The 20332-nt window shown below is 64.5% G+C and carries 12 protein-coding genes and 2 pseudogenes; 9 read left to right on the forward strand and 5 right to left on the reverse strand.

All coding sequences use genetic code 11. The features are described 5' to 3' along the window. Positions 1 to 566 (reverse strand): annotated as a pseudogene (locus NA4_RS40620) (hypothetical protein); the annotation flags it as partial. 662 nt (positions 567 to 1228) lie between these two features. Here NA4_RS40620 and NA4_RS22510 point away from each other — a divergent pair. Further along, the gene (locus NA4_RS22510; protein WP_067473403.1) at positions 1229 to 2038 is read left to right on the forward strand and encodes an MmyB family transcriptional regulator; all 810 of its coding nucleotides are present in this window, start codon (positions 1229 to 1231) and stop codon (positions 2036 to 2038) included. Positions 2039 to 3189: 1151 nt separating this feature from the next. Here NA4_RS22510 and NA4_RS22515 read toward each other — a convergent pair. Next, entirely contained in the window at positions 3190 to 3981 is a 792-nt protein-coding gene (locus NA4_RS22515; protein WP_067473404.1) for a hypothetical protein, read from the reverse strand. 830 nt (positions 3982 to 4811) lie between these two features. Here NA4_RS22515 and NA4_RS43710 point away from each other — a divergent pair. The 4 genes and pseudogenes from NA4_RS43710 to NA4_RS39320 all read left to right on the forward strand — a co-directional run bounded on the left by NA4_RS43710 (position 4812) and on the right by NA4_RS39320 (position 10012). Continuing rightward, positions 4812 to 5873 carry a histidine phosphatase family protein gene (locus tag NA4_RS43710; RefSeq protein WP_373862816.1) on the forward strand — a complete coding sequence of 354 codons (1062 nt, stop codon included), beginning with the start codon at positions 4812 to 4814 and terminating at the stop codon, positions 5871 to 5873. A gap of 269 nt (positions 5874 to 6142) precedes the next feature. Next, on the forward strand, positions 6143 to 8083 hold the full coding sequence (locus NA4_RS22525; protein WP_067473407.1) for an ATP-dependent nuclease: 1941 nt from the start codon (positions 6143 to 6145) through the stop codon (positions 8081 to 8083). Then, a pseudogene (locus NA4_RS43715) lies at positions 8080 to 8850 on the forward strand (UvrD-helicase domain-containing protein); the annotation flags it as partial. The gene NA4_RS22525 and the pseudogene NA4_RS43715, both read left to right, overlap by 4 nt. A gap of 25 nt (positions 8851 to 8875) precedes the next feature. After that, the gene (locus NA4_RS39320; protein WP_084497347.1) at positions 8876 to 10012 is read left to right on the forward strand and encodes a 3'-5' exonuclease; all 1137 of its coding nucleotides are present in this window, start codon (positions 8876 to 8878) and stop codon (positions 10010 to 10012) included. Positions 10013 to 10135: 123 nt separating this feature from the next. On the opposite strand, the gene NA4_RS22535 is transcribed toward NA4_RS39320, so the two are convergent. From NA4_RS22535 to NA4_RS22545, 3 genes are all read right to left on the reverse strand, one after another. Then, the gene (locus tag NA4_RS22535; protein ID WP_157129222.1) at positions 10136 to 11941 is read right to left on the reverse strand and encodes a glycosyltransferase family 4 protein; all 1806 of its coding nucleotides are present in this window, start codon (positions 11939 to 11941) and stop codon (positions 10136 to 10138) included. A gap of 189 nt (positions 11942 to 12130) precedes the next feature. Then, positions 12131 to 13765, reverse strand: a complete 1635-nt coding sequence (locus tag NA4_RS22540) for a hypothetical protein (protein ID WP_157129223.1) — start codon at positions 13763 to 13765, stop codon at positions 12131 to 12133. A gap of 5 nt (positions 13766 to 13770) precedes the next feature. Further along, positions 13771 to 16119: an ATP-binding protein gene (locus NA4_RS22545; RefSeq protein WP_067473414.1), complete on the reverse strand. Its 2349-nt coding sequence runs from the start codon at positions 16117 to 16119 to the stop codon at positions 13771 to 13773. A gap of 194 nt (positions 16120 to 16313) precedes the next feature. On the opposite strand from NA4_RS22545, the gene NA4_RS22550 reads away from it, so the two are divergent. From NA4_RS22550 to NA4_RS22565, 4 genes are all read left to right on the forward strand, one after another. Then, positions 16314 to 17288 carry a glycosyltransferase family 2 protein gene (locus NA4_RS22550; RefSeq protein WP_067473416.1) on the forward strand — a complete coding sequence of 325 codons (975 nt, stop codon included), beginning with the start codon at positions 16314 to 16316 and terminating at the stop codon, positions 17286 to 17288. Further along, entirely contained in the window at positions 17285 to 18187 is a 903-nt protein-coding gene (locus tag NA4_RS22555) for a phytanoyl-CoA dioxygenase family protein (protein ID WP_067473421.1), read from the forward strand. Before NA4_RS22550 ends, NA4_RS22555 begins: the two co-directional genes overlap by 4 nt. A 12-nt stretch (positions 18188 to 18199) precedes the next feature. Then, positions 18200 to 19246 (forward strand): Gfo/Idh/MocA family protein, encoded by a 1047-nt coding sequence (locus NA4_RS22560; RefSeq protein WP_067473423.1) that lies wholly within the window; start codon positions 18200 to 18202, stop codon positions 19244 to 19246. 164 nt (positions 19247 to 19410) lie between these two features. Then, entirely contained in the window at positions 19411 to 20232 is an 822-nt protein-coding gene (locus tag NA4_RS22565; protein ID WP_169811095.1) for an alpha/beta hydrolase, read from the forward strand. Positions 20233 to 20332 lie beyond the last annotated feature (100 nt).

The raw sequence follows: 20332 nt of genomic DNA on the forward strand, positions 1-20332 counted from the left end.
GAGCGCCCGGCCGGGATGCCGATCGAATCCAGCGCGGTGGCGACCTGCGCCTCGGCGCCCGCGGCGACATCGTTGATCGCATCCGCGCATTCCGGCGGCAGCCACTCCGGGCGCGGGGCCTGCCATTGGCCGATCCGGATCGTGTTCTCCGGCGGCTCGATCGGCGCCACCGGCTCCACCGGCACGGGAAGGTGCAACTCCTCGATGCGGACCGGCTCCACCGGCTCCACCGGTGACGGCGCCGGACGCGACGGCGCAGCATTACGGACCTCCGGCGGCTGCGCGTAATACACCGGCGGCGGCGCTGATTGCGGTGGCGGGGGCGCTGCTTCGGGCTCAGGTGCCGGCGGCGGGGGCGGTGTGGTTGTGCCCGGCTGAGCCGGGCTGGTGACGCCGGGCTGATCAGCGATCGCCGTCGCCGTGTCGGCAGCGTGCGCTGTGCCTGCCGCCGCCAGCACCATCGCGATGGGAACCGCGCCACAGAGCAGGGCACTGCTGCCACGAAAGATGGTGGTGTTGAGCTGAATTCTTAGGTTTCGCGCACTGCCGCCGTGGGGGACGGACACGTGAAAACGGGTGGTTTTTCTGGATCTGGGCATGCCGAAGAGACCCTTCACTTGATCAGGGCGGGGATGGGGATTGCCGATGAATGCGCCGTGGGTGCGCGGTACTTCGCGTGCCTCCCAGACGCGGATCGGCGTCTGGGAGGCTGCTTCTCAGGCGAATCGCGTCAGATGAAGGGCAGGATGAGTGCCAGCGCCTGCCCAGCCAGGGACAGTCCGCGCGACAGCACCGACAGACCGGTGTTCACCCAACCCAATATCACGTAGGGATCCAACGTGGTTTCCTCTCAATCGGTTTGGACTTGCAGATCAATCCAAACCCCGAAACAAGCCGCAATTCCAGGGCTTCGGCTCTCCTACTTTTAGGTGAGGGTGAAATAGTCAAACCGCTCTTCGGGCGGTATGCAGCGCGTTTGCCGCCTGTTTCACGGTGGGATCGTGAAAGGAAATTTCTTCGAGAACCGCTGGGAGCCAGATGACTCCGCTGTCGGACGCACGGCGACGCAGCCCTTCGGCCAGCAACTTTCTTGCGATCCCTCAGGCGGAAAAGCCTTGCCGGGGCCTACCCATTCTGGTAGGAACGAAACATCACCCTGGGGGCAACCGATCATCGTAGCTCAGCTCATCCCTGTGACGGAAGACACTCGAAATGGGGGGCACTCCGCATGACCCAGAATCCCGCACATCGTTCATCCGGCAACGCCAGAGGCGGGCGACTACCCCGCATCCCGACTCTGGGCAGCACATGCCGTCTGATCAGAGAAGACCTCGGGCTGTCGCGTTTCGGCGCCCAGCAGCGCCACGGCATCAGCCCCTCCTACCTGTTCGACATCGAGAAGGACGATTACACCCCGTCCTTCGAAACGCTCGAAAAGATCATCTCCGGCTACGGGCTCAACCCGATGCAGGCACGTCACCTGCGCGAGCTACGCACCCCCGCCGAGGAACTCGCGCCCGCGGACAACCTCCGCCAGTGCGTCAACGACAACACCGACCTGATCAGCCACCTCCACGACCTCGAGCAGCGAGAAGTACTCGCGGCCTACCTCGACCCGCTGTGGAACGCGCTGGCCAGCAACGACTCGTTTCAAGCGACGACACCCGGCCTGCAGGAAACCGACTGCATCCCGACATGGCTGTTCAGTCCTGCGGCCAAGTCCGTCTTCGTCCAGTGGCCCCACGAATCCGCCCACAGCGTCGCCACACTCAAGGCCACACTCGGTCGCTACCGCGACTCCGAACAAGCCAAGGACCTCATGCGCCAACTCCGCCCGGTCAAGGAATTCCGCCGTCAATGGTCTGCCAGCATCGACGTCGCCTACGGCCGCGACACCAACGACCTGCTGCACCTGCGTGACCCTGCGACCGACGAGCTGTCCTCCTACCGACTCAGCGTCGCCGACGTCACCCAAACCCAGAACGTCCTGCTCCTCACAGCAATCCGCAAACCCTACTCCGGCCCCGAGCCCTCCTAACCCGTCGAACTCGACATCGACACGCCGGAACGACACGCCAGAGACAGCTGCCGAGGGACCGTGTCAGTCATCCAACCGATGATCCGTCCACGACGCCCGGCCCACCCGTGCCATGTGCCGTCGGCAGACCGCACGATCGGTGCGGGCAACGCCACGAACCCGACGACCGATGCCTCACCACCATGGCCAAACCGCATCGACTGCACCTGTTACAGATCACCTACAATGAGATTTGCTGGCGCACAAGGCAATAATTGCGCTTTCATGGAGATAGCGAATTCTCTCGATTGATGAAAGAGGTGTCGCCGATGAACCCGACCACTCGCTGGCATCCGGCATTCGTCACACACCGCGACCCGCTTGCCGACCGTCGACACGCAGGCTTCGCGACAAGCACTCCACGACAGCCCAAGACTGCCCCCGCACGGCACGGCACCACCGATGGGGATTCGCGGTGACCGACAGCCCGGGCATCCAGCCGACGCCGCCGCGGGAACCAGAACCCGAAGCTCCGCATGAGCCGACCTACCCTGTCTCCGTCGGCGCTCGCGCGCTGCACAAATCACGCCGCTGGTACGAACAGCAACTCAAAGCCGGACGACTACCAGGACACAAGGCAGGACGATCCTGGTTCCTCACCGCCAGCGACATCGCGGCGGCCATCGAGTCCACCAGCCGCCCCGCCAAACCATCCTCCAGACCCAACACAGACCCGGCGAACGCATCCCCACGGCCTCGCCCACCACGCCCACGCCCCAACCGTCGCCGACGCCCCATCCCGCCACAACGCAAACAACAATGAGGCATTCCGACCGACCGCAGATCAGCCGTATGGCGAAATCCTCGCCGCAATCCCAGCCCGCCGGCGCTGGTCTGACACCGAAGCCGGTCCCTTACCCGTCGACGGTTCATTCATCGCGGCTCGTCTAAGCGCCAGCCAAGCAGGGGAGGCTCACATAGCGCCCGACCGTTGGTTGTTCGAGCGTTGTTGGTGTGTCGACGGCCGGGCGGCTGAATGGCCTGTAGTCAGCTCGCTCGTTATCGCGTTGGCGGGCTCCACGGCCGCTTGTCCCGGATGTGGATCGTGAGGCCGTCATTGCGGTGCCCGGTTTTGCGGATTTGGAACAGTTGTGTTGCCTTGAACAGCTGAGTCATGTTGCTGTATCCGTACGCCTCTGGCCAAAAGTTGGGGTCGATCTCGGAGCGAGGACCCGACCGCGGCCATCGGCACCCACCCGTCGGGCGCCGGCCGATCGGGCGACCGCGTCGCGCAGCATCCGCACCAGCGTGTGGTCGCGTTGGAGCTGCTCGGTGGCCCGTTTGCGTTCCCCGGCGCCAGCTGCGGTCCGCTCCAGGTCCTTGCGAGTCCTGAAGTAGGTTCGCAAGCGACCTTCCCAGCAGTCGCAGATCTCAGCTGACATCGCGACACCGACGGTCAGCGCTTTCCGGTCGGCGCGGCCGGTCGTGTGTGGGATGGCGGCGCTGAGTCCGAGGTTCAGCGCCAAGCTCAGCTTCGGAATACAGGATGCGACCAGTTGCGAGCCGAACACCTCGACCAGCGGGTCGGCCTGTTCTGCTGTCCAGAGCCGGATGTCGTAGGGCACGGGCACCTGATCGGACACGTCCTCGCGGGTGGCCCAGCCGCTCACCGATTGCGGTGTGCGATCGGTCGGCGGCAAACCCGGCGCTTTCTCCAGGTACCGGACCGCCACCGCGCACGCGGCATGGTTGTGGTTGCGCGCGAACATGTACCAGTCGGGGATCTCGTCGGGGTCGGGCCAGTGCTCCACCAACAGCATCACCGCCGTGGCCAGCATCGTGAAGCCGTTCCATCCCGACAGCAACACCGCTTCAGTGTCTTTCGCCTCGGCCCAGTATATTTCTCGGATCGTATCGTCGATCAGCTTCAAGGCCGTCGGGTGGCTCGAAACCGCGTTGTCCATGGTGGTCTTCTCCGGTGCAGATGGTGCGCACGCCCGAGCACAGCGGTGGACAACTGATTCAAAGAGTGTGCCCAGGCGTGGCTGATTGCCGACGGTCTTTCACCACCTGGGTCGACCACACCAGGACACGGCGGGATTGCCGTCCTGAAATACCGTCGCCGAGCAGCGGCGACGGTCGCTTGCCTCAAAATTTCCGTCGTTTGCTTCCGAGGCGGGCCGACCGTCACGAGCCCGCCTTGCCGCCGGGAAAACGCGCAGGCGCACGGCGGAGTCTTCACCTGCGTCCCGGTACCCATCCATGATCCACGATCGACAGCGGCATCGGAGCCGAAACCGGTGACGAACCCCGGCGGTGCTTCAGCGGGCTGATCCCCGACCGAGACCCGTTCGGCCGCTGGCCGCTACCGTCACAACTGCCGGTCACGGTCTCGACGTGCGCCGCCGGCCACGGATGCGAGTCGTGCGCTCCATCCATCGGGCCGACGGCGCGTCACAGCCTAATCAGGTGAGGGTTCTGCTCCCACCATCGGATCGGGCGCTTCGCCGGCGGCACGCACAGGAACACGATGCGGCTGTCCTGCGTAATGCTGCATCACCTCGGTGAGCTGCTCGCGATGCTCGCGGGCGGCGCGGTCTGCCATCGCGTGCGCTGCGGTGATGGCGCGCGCGTACTCGGTGTCACGTCGCTCGATCTGCTGCCGGAGCTCTGCTCGCTCGTTGTCGAGCTGCGCGCGGAGGTGGCGGTTCTGTTCGTTCACGGCATTCGCGTTCGCCACGGCGGTGTCGCGTTCGCCTTCCGCGCGGACCTGCGCGGCGCGGGCAGCGTCGACATGGCCGTGCATCTCGATGAGTACAGTTTCGGCTTCGGCGTGCACCCGCTCCCGTTCAGTTTCAGCCTTCGCGATCCGCCGCGCCGCCTCTTGTTCCACCTGCTCAAGCCGGGTGGCGGCCTCCTGCATTTTCGTGTTCGCTTCGTCGGCGGCGGCCAGTGCCAGTTCCTCGAGTTCGACGGCGTGCTCGAGCCGCCGCGCCATCTGCGTGGACGCCTTCTCGGCGTCGGCTTTGGCTTGCTCGGCGGCGGTGATTCGAAGCGTGGCGTCGCGCTGAATCTCGGCGATCTCACGTTCGACTGTCGCGGGGTCTGTGAGATCGGCGAGCACATCGCCCGCGTCGGTGGCGACAGCGGCCAGTTCGGCGCGCAGCCGCTCGTAGCGGTCCAGCAGACCTGCCAGGGTGGCGATGCCGTCGGTGACCGCGAAAGCTGGAGCAACGTCGATGGCGTGGTCGCTGGCCCGCAAACATGCCTCGGTCTCACCGAGCGCGGCCACGATCAAGCCCGGACCGTCGGTGAATATCTCGCAGCTGAACGACATCGACTCGGCACCACCGTGGTGTACTCGACCGCAGTGCGACGAGCTGTACAAACCGCCGAGCCAATCGCACACCAACTCGGGGTACAACTGCGGCCGGAATTCTCCTACAACGAGCACGGGACCGCCGAAGGCCATCGACGAAACGAACTCATCGCGGATCCAACGCACCCACTGACTCTGTCCCCCGACTACCCGATAGCCGCAGGAGCCGATTCATGGCCCGTCGCAGCCCAACGAGTCGGCCGCAAACTCGACACGCTGACTACCCAGCACCCGGGGACAACCGTTGTAGTCGCCTGCCATAGAGAAACGATTCTCGCTGCAGCCCAACACTTCCAACGGATACCGCCAACTCTCACCTACGCCAGCGCCGAAGTCGACTACACCGCAATTACCGAATGGGAACACCGCCCACGGACGAGAAACCCACATCAGTGGCGATGGGTACTCATCAGGCACAACGACACCCGACATCTCTGGGGTTCCAGCACAGGGCAAGCGGCGGGAGTACCTCTCTGAGGGGCGTTTCGACGCCATCCAGACGAAGGTCTTTCGACTGCCCGGTGGCCCTATGCGACTACCATCCAGCCTCCCTGTAACGCCCGACGTGGCGCGGCCGACTACTCATGCTGAGCGAGCATGTTCGCGGCACCAGGTCGAACGTCGGATCTGATCCAGAGGCCGGTTCAGCAGTACGCCCGACAGGCACTGAAGCTCACTCAGCGAAGTACCTCCACCTGCTTGTCCTGTAAGTCGCTCGCGCTCCCGCATCGGCAAAGGAACTCTACGTGTACGTAGAAAGCGTCACCCTGAGAAATTTCCAGTGCTTCGGCTCTATTGCAACGACGATCGACCTAGACCCTCAACTGACCGTCCTCATCGGCACCAACGGAACTGGTAAGACAGCAGTCTTCGAGGCGATGCTTCGGCTGTTCGGAGTCACGAGCAGCGATCGAGACGTTCGAGTCGACGACTTTCATGTACCCGCGGCGGAAACCGAGGCGCCGGAAAGCCGTTCCTTCACCATCGAGACCGTCCTCGCGTTTCCGGAGCTTGACGACGACGAGCATGGCCTGGAGACCGTGCCCGAGTTCTTTCACCAGATGGCCGCGACACACGACGGAAAGCTGAAGTGTCGAATCGTATTGGAAGCCAGCTGGATCGACGACGGGTCCGTCGACGGCACCATCACTGCCGAACGCAGAGTTGTCTATACCTTCGACACCGACTACGGAGACCAGTGGGTGGCGTTGTCAGTGGCTGACCGCAGCCGAATTCAGATGATCTACGTGCCAGCCTCTCGTGATGGTGCGCAACAGGTTTCGAAGTTCCTCCGTGGCCGGTTGTGGCGCGCCAGTCAATGGACCGACGACCTTCGAGACCTCGTCACCTCGACTGCAGACAAACTGGCCAAGAACTTCAACACCGAGCCAGTGGTCAGGACCGTCGAGGACACGCTGACCCGACGATGGCAACAGCTACAAACGGCGGGCAGCGATACGGTGCCGGGCTTCCAGCCGATCGACAGCGACCTGTTTGAGATCGTGAGGAACGCCGAACTGCTGTTTACCCCCAGTCCGACCGGCCAACCAAGACGTGCGAGGTTTCTGAGCGACGGGCAGCGTTCACTGCTGCATCTCGCCCTGAGCGCCACCGCACTCGACATTGAGAACGCCTTAGCTGACGGCGCCCATCACACTGAGTTCGACGTCGCTTCCGTACAGCCCCCGGCACTAACCCTGTTGGCAGTCGAGGAGCCTGAGAACAGCCTCGCCCCGTTCTATCTCGCGCGCATTGTGGAACAGATCCTCGATCTGTGCGACGGTCCGCGTGCACAGGGTTTCACGTCCAGCCACTCGGCCAGTGTTCTTGGCCGAATCGAGCCCGAGCGGGTTCGCTACTTCAGGGTGGATACCGCAGCTCGCACCACAACGGTTCGCCCCATCCTTCTGCCAGCCGAGGGCACAGAGGCAGGCAAGTACATCCGGGAGGCAGTCCGCGCTCATCCGGAGTTGTACTTTGCGCGGTTCGTCGTTCTCGGCGAGGGAGATTTGGAAGAGCTGGTCATACCTCTGATCGCACAGGCACGCGGCGTAGCGATCGACCGTTCGTTCGTGGCGATGGTCCCGCTTGGCGGAAGACATACAAACCACTTCTGGCGGCTGCTCAGCGATCTGAAGATCCCGCACGCGACGCTGCTCGATTTCGATCTCGGCCGCGCTGGCGGAGGCGCAGGAAGAATCAGGGATGTATGCCGGAGACTAATCGATATCGGCATCGACCCATTCGAACGTATTGACGGCTACGACGATCTGACAGATCTTGAAGGCGACCTCACACCGAGCGAGCGGACGGCATGGCGAAGCCATCTCCGGCAGTGGAACGTGTTCTTCTCGACGCCCCTCGATCTTGACATGGCGCTGCTCCGCAAGTTCTGGAGCCACTACACGCGACTTGTGGGTCGTGAGTCAGGGCCGCGGAATGACGACGCCACCGACACCGTTCTGGGAGTGGAGGGTGGCAAAAGCAAGTACTGGAACCCCACCGACGCAAAGCTGCTGGAAAGACGAAAGGACCAGCTGCGCTGGTATCGCTACCGGTTCCTCGGCCGTTCCAAGCCCGGCACACACTTGCGAGTACTAAGCACCATGACTACTGACGACCTGAAGGCCCCACCCGAGCCGCTGGCAGCACTGATCGACTGCATCGCCAAAGAGGTTGGACAATGATCAAGCCGGCGCATACCACGAAGGTAGCTTCCCGTGCAGACAGCCCGAGCAGTCTGGTGACCCCTCAGTCGTGGCGTCCCATCGACGTCGATGATCTTGAGCCTGCAGCGTGGGACGCACTGCGTGCGGATGGGTGCAGTGCCGTGATCGCCGGCCCGGGGGCGGGCAAGACCGAATTCTTGGCCCAACGAGCTGCTTACCTGCTCCAAACCGGGCTGTGCCCTGCGCCGCAGCGCATCCTCGCCATTTCCTTCAAACGCGACGCCGCCGCCAACCTTGGCCGCCGAGTGCGGGCCCGACTGCCTGAGCAGGCAACTCGGTTCGTCTCCATGACATTCGATGCATTCACCAAGAACCTCGTCGACCGTTTCCATGCGACGCTGCCGGCAGAATGGGCGCTGCACGGCAACTACGAGCTGAGCTTCCCGTCTCCCGCCGAGCAGCGCGACTTCTTGGACAACCTGTCAGCGACAGCCGATCCTGCGCTACGATCCGCACTCTTCGCCCTACCGCGCGGCAACTTCGTGTCGGAAGTCGTTGGATCTTATCAGTTGCCGTCTCAGATCCCCGCGTCAATGGATACGTCTTCCGATATCGCGGCCTTCGCGTGGTGGAAGAAGTATTATCTGCGATCAGACTCGCCGAACGTAGATTTCATAATGCTCAACCGACTTGCCGAGCTACTAGTCCGAACTACGCCGCATATCAGCCGCGGACTGACCTTGACCTACCCCTACGTCTTCATCGACGAGTTCCAGGACACCACCTACGCGCAATACTTTCCTGCGGTCGGTGTTCGGTGGTGGCACCGCTGTCACAGCGGTTGGCGATCGCAAGCAGCGCATCATGGGTTGGTCGGGCGCCTTGGAGGATGCCTTCGCCGAGTTCCGCGCCGACTTCGACGCCCAGGAGTTCCCGCTGAGTTGGAACTTCCGATCGTCCCCGGCACTCGTGGAGTTCCAACATGCAGTCGCCACCAAGCTCGACCCCAGCGTGGCCGTCGCAGTCTCCAAAGCAGCAGCTGACATAACCGACGAGCCGATCCACATTTGGACCTTCCCCAGCGAGGAGCGGGAGGCCGAAGTCATCGCCGACTGGATCGCTGCAGATACGGCGAGTTCGGGTCGGACTCCTGCAAACTACGTGCTAGTGGCGCGACAGAAAGTTGCCCTATTCGAAGATTTGTTTCGCACAGCCCTCAGCCAGCACGGCATCCGGCTCCGCAACGACGATGCCCTTGTTGGCAAAGTCCGGCTGCAGGATCTCCTCAAGGACAACATCGGCCGTTTCTTCCTCGGCATCTTACGTCTGGCGACAGCGGGTGGACAGCCGACGATCTGGTTGGAGATTTCCGAGCAGATGACTAAAGTGCGAGGAGTCAGCTCATCCGATGAACCGACCTCACGTGCGGCGGTCGACGAGCTCAGCACGTTCATTCGAGACCTGCGTCGTTGGCTGCATGACGCATCCCCAAATGCTGCGACAGCTCGACAAGCCACCGGACGAATTCGTAAGTTCGTCGGCTTCAACAACATCCGGCGCGGACTCACGAATCATCAGCGAGTAGACGAAACCCAAAGAGTCATAGATGCGTTCGAAACGAGACTGAGTACAGTTGCCGACTCTGCTGGATCATGGCGGGAAGCCCTGTATGAATACGAGTCCGCAGACGCTGTCCCTTTGATGACAGTCCATCGAAGCAAGGGACTGGAATACCACACCGTCTTCTTCCTCGGGCTCGATGGAAAACAGTGGTGGGCGCATGCCAAAAACCCTGAAGAATCCACAGCGACATTCTTCGTCGGCCTGTCGCGCGCAGCACAGCGGACGATCTTCACCTCATGCGTCCATCGCGGAGACCGATCCGCCATCGCCGACTTTTATTCAATCCTCGAAGCGGCGGGCGTAGAAGAGACAAACTGGGAGTGATACGTACGAAGAGAAACCAGCCGAACTGCATTGACGCGGTTTCCAGAATCAGCCCGACTCGACCCTCGGGATGCCACGTACGAGACGATCTCGCTCCGAGAGCGAACGCTCACAGACTGTGTATCAGGAACTCGCTTCTCGCGCGGACCTCCACACGTCGACCAGGGCGGTGCACGCACGAGCCCAGGAGCGCGCGTTCGCCATGGTGTCGCGCACCGCCTCCGCGGTCGCGAAACTCGCACCGCGATCACGCATTGCGGCGGCGATTGCATGGCCCCAGCGCATCGTGTCTTTCTCGATGTCGTCCACCACGGGAACGACGACCCGGTCATGCAATTCTCGCGGCAGATACTCGGTCAGCACCATCGCCAGCCCGCTCTGGTCGGTCGCGAGCAAGGGTGTTCCCGCGACGATGGCTTCCAGCCCCACCAGCCCGAACGCCTCGGTCCGAGATGGCATCAGGACCAGGTCCGCCCGTAGCATGTCGTTGCGGAGGCGGTCGATCTCGGTCGTGTAGTTGCGGACGATGACCCGCAGCGTCGTATGCCGCGACCACTCGCGAACAGCTTCGCGCAGTTCCTCGGCCTGCCCCTCGGGAGAACCACGCAGAACCAAGTCGAATCCGGGAGTGCCGCTGCCCGCCATGTCCATCGCCAACCCGACTGCCGCGGCGGCGATATCCAATCCTTTCGGCTTCACGTCGCCCAGTCGGCCGAGCATGAGGATCCGCGGTCGCCCCGGCGACGGAACTCGCGTCCTGTCCTCGGAACTGTCGAATCCGGGATCGAACCGCAGCAGCGGCGGTGGCGACTGGTACGGTGCGAGCACCGAGGAGAACCATTCGTGAAGCATCGGGCCGACGGCGGCGACGCAGTCCGCTCCGACCCCGAGCGTCTCCTCGAGGTCCGACCGTGTTTCGGCGCGGGTACCGGCGTCGATCTCCCGATCGGTCTTCGACCATTCCAGATAATCCGGGATCATGTGGATGAAGTGGCACAGAAAGGCGGACGGATAGAAGTTGTCCCGGAGTGCCTTCGCCCGTGGGCCGGTGACCCGGCCGTGCCCGATCAGGATGTCCGGTGCGAGATCGTCGGCAAGCGGGCGGGCCATGCCCAGCGCCGCGTCCGGTGCGACCCCCGGCACACCGGGTGCCTCCACTAACTGGACGCCGCGTCGTCGCGCATCGGCGAACTCGTCTGCTCGCGCCGCGGGCACGACACAGTAGACATCCGATCCGGTCTCGGCCAACCCGAAGGCTAGATACCGGTTCAGCGAGCTGATTCCCCCCTTCGCCGGAAACCATTCGTCGGCGACGAGCAGCACCCGCGGCGGACGGCTCGACATACCCCGCTCCCCCGGCTCGGCGCACGCCGGCGCGAAAAGTGTCTGCTGGAAAATGGGATTCGGCGATCCGGGCGCGTGCTCCAGAGCTCCCGCCCGCTGCAACACTTCGGCCAGCTCGGCCAACCGGAGGTAGGGCAGTTCGTGTCGAACGTCCTCCGGAAGCCGCGCCCACACCTCGCCGCGCTCGGTCGCATCGGTGATGTCGGCACGCATCTCCCCGACGACCTCGCGTTCCTCCGGCCGGAAGCGGACCTTCTCGATATCCAGCAGAAACGGTGCGATGGCTGCCAGAACGACAACCGGAGACGTCGCTCCGACCGCTTGCAGGCCCAGGACGAGGAGTGTCGAGTGGAGCGCGGATCGGAGGTTCCGCGCCGAGGTCGTGACCGACCACTGCCCGACACGCATCGGAAACGGCGTGTCGGATTGGTCTTCGATTATCTTCAGCAGCGTGTCGCGAACCTCGTCGATTTCCGAGGCTGTGACAGCTCCGAGATCACCGGCCACGCGAGTGACGAGTCCGTCGTCCACCGTCACCTGATCGTCCGGCGACGAGGACAGCCAATCGAATACATCGTCAAGCACGATTCCGCCCTTTCTCTTGCTCTCGTGGGTCACAGCCGGAGAAACGCTACGTCGAACTGGTGCACTGCCTCGGCGCGGAAGTCGCAGTGGACTCGCTCCGCACTCGTAAGGCACCAAACAGGCCAGTAGTGTAGTGCCACTGGCACATTCGCGCCTTCGGCTACCGTTTTCGTCGACACCGAGCTCGCACTACTCGGTTTCCTCGAAACGCCACCAGGCCGTCAGCAGCCAGGTGGTGATTGCGCCGATATCGCCGATCACCTCGTCCGGCACGTACAGATCGGACAGCACGAGGTCGGCGTACTCGTCCAGCACTCGCACGAGATCACCGAAGCCCGCGTCGCCGCGATAGCACAGAAACCAGCAGCCGGGCAATTGATCCACGCCGAAGACGACGAGGTTCACCCGCCCGGCCGTGCCGAGGTGAAACATCCGGTAGTGGGCACGCAACCCCTGGTCGACCCAGGTGGCGATCTGCCGTTTCAGCGGCAGATCGATCAGGATGAACGACAGCGGCAGCTCGAGCACCGCCGCACGGTAATCGCCATACCTGGTTGTTCGCAGTGTGGTCAGCACGACGCAGCGGTATCGGGTGAACATCGCGGCCAGCGCTGCAGGTGACACCTCGGGCTGAACGAAGGCCATCGGAACCAGCCGGGCCCCGGACACACGCCGCGCATTGCCCATGAGCAGCAGAACCGCCCGCTCCGACGGCAGATCCTCGGCCAGCTCGTCGAACTGGCGCTGAAGCGTCTCGGTCGTCGAATACATCGACACCACCCGGGTACCGTCTGCGGTGTCGGTGCGGAACTCCCGCACACGGTCGTCGAACGCGTCCGGGGCGACGATGTCCGCGACGGCAGGATCGCGATACAGCACCGCCGATTCGCGCTCCACACCCAGCGGTTCGTCATCGACCCCGCGTCCGTGCACGAACAGCTCCACCATCCAGTCCTCAGGGGCCAGTTCCAGGAACGACAGCCGTAGTTCCTCAACGACGTGCAGGTAGTCGTCCTGGCCGAGCGTCGGCAGACCCAGCTCGGCCAGCCGCTTGCCCGCGGTCGACAACAACGCGGGCAGCAGGACGGTCTCCTCCCATTCTTTCAGGGCCATCACCGCCGCGGGATCGTCGGGCAATCGTCGCGCGTGCTCGTCGCCGAGATCTCCGCCGCGTTCAGGCCACTGCGCGGAGAGTTCGGCGAACACCCCGTTCCACCAGTGCGGCGCGATATCGCGAATCCGGCGCAGTCGCTCGTCCGGCCGAGCCTCCGGGATACAGACGTCCTCTACTCGGAGACGCCGGAATCCGCGCTCGGCAATCGCCGTCACCGCGGCTGGTTGCATGGTGGTGCGCAGCAGCATCTGGGCCGCCGATTCACGAAATTGCCACGGCCACGCGGGTTGTCCGCCCAGTCGCAGCCCGTCGTCCAGATAGCGTGTGTACTCGACATTGCCTGCCAGCATTCGGCGACCGACCGCGATGCCGACGACTCCGGACGATATCGTGGTCGCGAAGGTCTCGTGTACGGTCCGGCACGACTCGTGCATCTCCCGCACGATCCGGCCCAGCCGATCCAGGCCCGACTCGGCCAGCAGCCCGGCCATAGCGGACGAGATCCCCCATCCGGTCGACCACTGCAACTCGTGGTGGAGCAACTCGTGCAGCGATACGAACAGTTGCTCCTCCCGGTCACGCATCGCGTACAGCATCACCGACCGGCGATCGCGGCCGTCGAAGCTACCGAGCAGTTCGGCATGCGTGGTCGATTCGAATCGATCTCTCGCGCATGAGAACTGGAGTTCGGGCTCAGTGCCGCCGGGCATTCGCCTCATTGCTCGGGTCCAGGTTGTTGCGCATGCTCGTCCGAACGTCGCGGGCGATCGATCTTCGCGGCTACGCGGGCACGGTCCGGATGACGCAGGGTATCGAATATCGATAGCGCATTCTCCCAGCGCTCGAGGGCCCCCTGAGACGTTCCGCGCCGATCGTGGATATCGCCGAGTTGTTCGGTCGCCAGCGCCGCGCGGTACAGGTCACCCAACTCGCGATCGATGGTCAGCGACTCCTCGACGTGGTCTAGCGCGATCTCGAAGGAGCCGAGCCGGGATTCGGCGTCCCCCAAGGTGAGCAGGATATCGGCCATACCCTCCTGGTAGCCGAGTTTCCGGTAGTACTTCAGGGTTTTCGTCGCCATGGACAACGCCTTCTCATGATGCCCGCATCGTGCGTTAAGTCGGGCGGTGGCATTGAGGTAGTCGGCGTATCCGAGCGGATCGTCCTCGGGCCTGGCCGATGCCAGTGCGGTTTCCGCGTGCTCGAGGGCCGTGTCGTGGGCACCGAGCGACTCGTGCACCCGGCACAGCGATAGATGCGCCTGCCGTATCCCGTCCGAATCGTCCTGCGCCTCGAATTCGCGCATCGAGCGGGTGAGTAACTCGATCGCGGTGTCGTGCTCGTCCAGACGAGCGCAGGCGTCGCCGAGCAGGCGCAGAGTGGTGGCGTGGGCGGCGCGATCATGGCAGGCGGCCGCTGCCGTGACCGCGTGCCGGTGGATCTCCTTGCGTTCCTGACGTCGTCCCGAGCGCCGCAGATAGGTCGTGCACAGCACAGCCAGCCGCCACGCGTGTGACGGAAAGCCCTCGGCCGCGGCCATTTGGACCAACGCGAGTATCGATCGCGACTCGCTCCCGAACCACGCCATACTCTCGGCATAGGGCTGAACCGGCCCGGCGGCCGAGGCTGATTTCACCGGTGGGAGTTCATGCGCTCGACACGGCTGGATTCCCAGATTCGCGACGGTCGCGGCCGCCAGATAGTAGTCGAGCAGCCGCTCGGTGCTCGCGGCCCGTTCGACCGGTTCAGTGCGCGACAGCTCCTGCGCGTACACGCGCAGCAGATCGTGTGCGTCGAAACGACCGTGATTCTCCGTGAGCAGATGGGAATGGGTGAGAACACGCAACAGCGGTCGCGCATCATCGCAGGCGCCCAGCAGCGCCGAACACGCCTCAGGACCGATATCCGGCCCCGGGTAGGCGCCGAGCAGGCGGAACAGCCGCGCTGCCTGCTCGGGCAGGCTCCGATAGCTCCAAGACAGCACCGCGCGCAGGTCGGTGTCGGCGCCCGCGACACCCAGAAGATCCAGCCGACCCTGTTCGGTGCGTAGTTCCGCGACCCGTTCGCCGATCGAGCGACCGGAAATATCGGCGGCCACGATACTCAGCGCCAACGGCAAACGGGCGCACAGCGTTACCAGCTCGGACACCGCCGGATCGGTGCGGTCGGGCGAAGCAATCCGCTCGGCCCGCAGCCGAATGCGGAGCATTTCCTTCGCGTCGAGCTCCGGTAGCAGCCCGACGACGATCCGGTGCGCTCCCTCGATCGCCACCAGACCATCCAACCGATTGCGACTGGTGACGATCGTGAAGCAGCCCGGGTTGCTGGATAGCAGCGGACGCACCTGGTCCGTGGACCGGGCGTTGTCGAGGATGAGTAGAATGCGGCGTCTGGCCACGATACTGCGAAACAACGTCGCCTTGGCAGTCACCGAGGTCGGAATCGTCACGGCCGCGACACCCAGTGATTCCAGCACCTGGTGCAGTGCCGCCGCTGGATCGACCGGCTGGGCCGCGCCGAAACCCTGGAGGTCGATCAGCAACTGTCCGTCCGGGTAGCGGCCGACAGCCGAATACGCCCACGTACACGCAAGAGCCGTCTTGCCGACTCCGGCGGTGCCCGTGACGACGGCGACCGTCGAATCCCCCGCTCCCGCGGCCGCCGCCGCGGCGGCGATGCGTTCGAGCTCCTCGGTCCGGCCCACGAAATGTGGTGACACGGGCGGCAATTGTGGCAGAACCGGGAAGGGCGGCGGTGCGTCGGTCGCACCGTAGCTGGCGCCCTGACCTCGTCCAGCGGCATCGGCTTGGTCACGCAGGGTGGCGAGCCGCCCGACGTCGGCGCCGGTGATGCCGAACCCGCGCACCAGACGATCAAGGGTCATGATCGACGGCAATATCGTGCCGTTCAGGTAGGCGTAGAGCGTCGACCGGCCGATACTCATCTGTCCGGCGAGTTTGCCCCGATCGATGCGCCGCCCGCTGTGTCGCTCAGCACGCTTGATCGCCGCGGTCAGCTCGGATACGAAGCGGTCTCGCGGATTCGTCGTGTTCAGTTCACCCATCCCCCGGCCGGAGTTCCCGTCGTGACGCGATGGAATCCATTGCTGTCCACGGTTGTCCAGCGTTGTCCCGCCTATGCCGCCCGCACTCGCGCGATGGGCGGACGCTGACTGCGCACGCAGGCACACGACATACACCCGGCACGGAGGTAGGGCATGACGTCGACGGAAACCGGATATTGGAAGCGGTGCTCGCTATGAGTTCGCCACCACCGGCCCACACGCCACCGCGGATCAGCGTCGTTGTTCCCGCGCGGAACGAAGAAACGACACTTCCGGACACACTGCCCGAGATGCTGCGAAGTCTTGCGGGGCTCACCGGGCGAGCGGAGTTGCTCGTCGTGGTTCCCGAGGAGTCGCCGTTCACCACCGCGCCGCCGTTGACGGATGAAAACTTGACCTGGATCACCACCCCGTGCCCCGGCAAGTACGAGGCATTATGCAGAGGGGTCGCCGCCGCGCGTGGCGACATCCTCATCTTCCTGGACGCCGATATCGTCCCACACCCCGGCGCATTACGTCTCCTGGTCGACGCGCTGACGACCGAGGACATCGACATCGCCGCGGGCCGCATCGTAGTCGGTCGCCGCGACGGTGGTCCGATCCAACGAACGCTGCGTTTCTGGATGGAGATCTCTGTCGCCTCGTGGCACCTGCTCCGCTCGGATCATCCCGAGCTACGGTGGGCACTGCCGGGAGCGATGTACGCCATGCGCCGCGATTGGTTCCCGGCCGACGGCCTGCTCGTGCCCATCCTGGATGACGCATCTATCGGCATCCGCTCGATCGAGTCCGGCGCCCGTATCGGCTATGTGCCCGAGGCCGAGGTCAATGTCGAAGCGCCCCGCCGCATACGGCAGTGGTTTCGCCAGAAGCTGCGCACGCGCCGGGCATGGCGGGCATTGCGGGATCTGCGCCCGGCACAGGTCGCCGCTCTGCAGAGCGAGCTGACGCGGAACCGGGACCACCTGATCGAAGGCAACTACGGCGCCCGGTTTCTGCGGATCCTCGACGATATGATGACCGTCTACGCCGAGAACTCTCGCCCTTCCCGCGCCGAGCGGCTCGGCGTCTGGCAGCCGGACCGATCGGGATCGAAGCACACCCGCGCCGGCTGCGCCGCATCGGTTCCCGCGGCGACCAGTGCCGGTGACACCGGAGCCGGGATATGAAAAACGGTCTCGGCTGGGAGCGCGACGACTACCCCCGCATAACCGACGGGCTGCGCGAACTGCACGACGCGATTGCCGAACTCGGCATGGACAAACACATAGTGGAGCTCGAGACCGCAGGCTACACGGTCGTGCCCGATGTGCTGACGCCCCCTGACATCGGCGCGCTGACCGACGATCTCGTCACCTTGGCCGAAGCCGACGACGACCGTCGGGTCGATCTGCTCGACGGCTCGTCACACCGCCACCGCACCCAGGAGGTACCGCTGCTGTTCCTGCGTGGGGGTACCCGGCTGCGCGATGCCGCGCGGCATCCACGCACTCTTCTGCTGGTTCGTTACCTGCTCGGGAACAGTTGTGTGCTCAGCAGTTTCACCGGGTATGTGAAGGGGCCGGGTCGTTGCGAACTGGGGGTGCATTCCGACACCGGATATGTGCCGGACCCGCTTCCGCCCTACGCGCAGATCGCCAATGTGAATCTGCTGCTGACCGACTACACCGCGGAGAACGGCTGCTTGACCATGGTGCCGGGAAGCCACCGGTACTGCCATCGTCCGCGGGAAGGGCAGGGAGTCCGGGAAGTCGTCCCCGTGGTCGCGCCCGCCGGATCGGCGGTGGTCTTTCACGGCAACACCTGGCATGCGGCGATGCCGCGAACAGCGCCGGGTGTTCGACTGACGCTCTCGATCCTTTACTCGCGCCTGTACATGCGGGTGCAGGAGGACTACGCGCGCGCGTTCGGCGCCGATCGACTCGCCGCGCTGCCGAGCGAGTTGCGCGTGCTCGTGGCACCGGACATTCCCACCGGGTGGCGCTCGGTCGATGAAGCACGGGTCGTCATGGCGCGCCGCCGGGAGAACTCGCGCCTGTACTACCGGACACGAGGCCAGCATGTATAGAGGAGCCGAGATATGACGTCGCAGCCGATCGTCCGGGTGGGGCTGGTGGGGCTCGGGTGGTTCGGAAGAGTGCACGCCGAGACCTGGCTGGGACTGGCGGGGGTCGATTTGGTGGCGGTCTGTGATCGCGACTCCGAGCGTTTGAAGCCCGCGCGGGGGCGCGACGCGCAGAGCGCCTTCCACGTGGAGACCGCTCACCCGCCATTCGCGCTTCCGGATGCCGTCGTCCGTACCACCGAGATCACCGACCTGCTGAGCATGGATCTCGACGTCGTGGATGTGGTGGTTCCGGAGAGCGCGCACGCCGATGTCGTCCGGCAGGCACTGCTTGCGGGCCTGGATGTCATCGTGGAGAAACCGCTCGCACTCACCGCCGCCGAGGTGTGTCAGCTCCTCGCGACGGCGCAGCTGCAACGACGCAACCTCTACGTTGGCCATATCCTCCGATTCGACGTCCGCAATGCCACAACAGCGTCGATGGTCGAGTCGAAAATGTTGAGGCACATGTCATTTCAGCGAAACTTCCAAACCTCGGCGCACGACGTCTACGGACGCGTGCACCCAGCGCTCGCCGCCATCGTGCACGACATCGATCTGGCGGTGTGGTACGCCGGTCAGCGACCGGAATCGGTCAGTGCGTTCGCATCCGGCTATCTCGACGCCTCGAATCCCGACGTCCTGGACGTGATCCTGCATTGGCCGGGCGGCCTGCGGGCGGTGATCCAGAACTCCTGGCACCTGCCGGCCGGTTGTCCCTTCGGTTTCGAATTCGAGTGCAAGGTACAGACCTCCGGGGCGACCTACATCGTTCGCAACGAACCGGACCTACAGATCTGGCGCGAGGACCGTTCGGAGTCGCCCGAGATGCACTTCTGGCCACTGGTGCAGGGACTCCGATCCGGCGCGCTACGAGCCGAGCTCGACCATTTCGCCGACTGCGTGCGACGAGGGGTCCCCAGCACGCGGGTGCCGCTCGAGCAGGTGCTGTGGTCGGCCGAGATCGGCGAAGCGGTGCTGACATCCGTGGCGGACCCTCGGCAAGGGCCGGTGAGACTGTGACGCCGTATCCGATGCCCGCGACGCCGTCCGCGCGCAGAGGCACCCTCCTTTCTCCACTGCGGCCCTATGTATGGTTCGCACGCTCAACAGCCCGCGATCCGTCCCGCAGGTCGGTCGCGCGACTACGGCGCGAGGACGAACTGACCACCGGCCTGCTGATCAGAATGAGCAGCCGCACACCGGAGCGGCCGCTGACGGTCGTCGAACACCTCGTCGACGTCGAAGGCGGGCAAATCCCGATCCGGCTGTACCGGCCGTTCGGCTCGGGACCGTTGCCGGTACACCTCTTTTTTCACGGAGGCGGGTGGGTGGTCGGCGGCAACCTCGGACTCCGGGACAAGCGGTGCCGCAGTCTGGCGGGTGATGTCCCGTGTGTGGTGGCGTCGGTCGGTTACCGGCTGGCGCCCGAGCACCCGTTCCCGACTGGTGTCGAGGACGCGTACCGCGCGCTGTGCTCGCTGGCCGATCAGGCAGGCGAACTCGGTCTCGACCGTACTCGCATATCGGTCGGCGGAGAATCCGCCGGAGGCAACATCGCCGCCGTGCTCGCCCTCATGACGAGAGACCGCCACGGCCCGCCGCTCGTGTTCCAGGTACTCGACGTCCCGGTTACCGACCTGAGAATGGACAGCCGGTCGTATCAAGAGAACGGACAGGGATTTCCGTTGACCCGATCCGAGATGGAGAACTTCGTCGGACACTATCTGTCCGACCGCGACCAGGCGACGCACCCCTACGCGTCGCCGCTGCTCGCCGCGGATCTCACAGGTCTGCCACCCGCGATGGTCACAACCGCCGAGTTCGACCTCCTGCGTGACGAAGGCGACGCCTACGCTCGGCGTCTCGCCGAGGCCGGAGTCCCGGTCGACCATCACATGCTTCGCGGTCAGGTTCATCTGTCGTATGCCATGACCCGCCTAAAGGATTCGTTCCGTCGATACCGGGAATGCGTTATCGCACTTCGACAAGCCTTCTCCGAACCGTGACCCGTCACCGCCGAGGACGGACCGAGGAATGCGACGCCGGGCACGGAGGGGAATCCGGCGTCGCAGTCGTAACCCGACCGGCACGCAAACCCCGCGGGAC

Origin of the sequence: Nocardia amamiensis NBRC 102102 (assembly GCF_001612745.1) — a bacterium.
In the GTDB taxonomy this organism is placed as follows: Bacteria; Actinomycetota; Actinomycetes; order Mycobacteriales; family Mycobacteriaceae; genus Nocardia; species Nocardia amamiensis.

Coding starts and splice junctions, on each gene's coding strand:
- NA4_RS22510 (WP_067473403.1), top strand. CDS start 1,229: ATGACCCAGAATCCCGCACATCGTTCATCCGGCAACGCCAGAGGCGGG.
- NA4_RS22515 (WP_067473404.1), bottom strand. CDS start 3,981: ATGGACAACGCGGTTTCGAGCCACCCGACGGCCTTGAAGCTGATCGAC.
- NA4_RS43710 (WP_373862816.1), top strand. CDS start 4,812: ATGGCCGTGCATCTCGATGAGTACAGTTTCGGCTTCGGCGTGCACCCG.
- NA4_RS22540 (WP_157129223.1), bottom strand. CDS start 13,765: ATGCCCGGCGGCACTGAGCCCGAACTCCAGTTCTCATGCGCGAGAGAT.
- NA4_RS22545 (WP_067473414.1), bottom strand. CDS start 16,119: ATGGGTGAACTGAACACGACGAATCCGCGAGACCGCTTCGTATCCGAG.
- NA4_RS22550 (WP_067473416.1), top strand. CDS start 16,314: ATGAGTTCGCCACCACCGGCCCACACGCCACCGCGGATCAGCGTCGTT.
- NA4_RS22555 (WP_067473421.1), top strand. CDS start 17,285: ATGAAAAACGGTCTCGGCTGGGAGCGCGACGACTACCCCCGCATAACC.
- NA4_RS22560 (WP_067473423.1), top strand. CDS start 18,200: ATGACGTCGCAGCCGATCGTCCGGGTGGGGCTGGTGGGGCTCGGGTGG.
- NA4_RS22565 (WP_169811095.1), top strand. CDS start 19,411: ATGAGCAGCCGCACACCGGAGCGGCCGCTGACGGTCGTCGAACACCTC.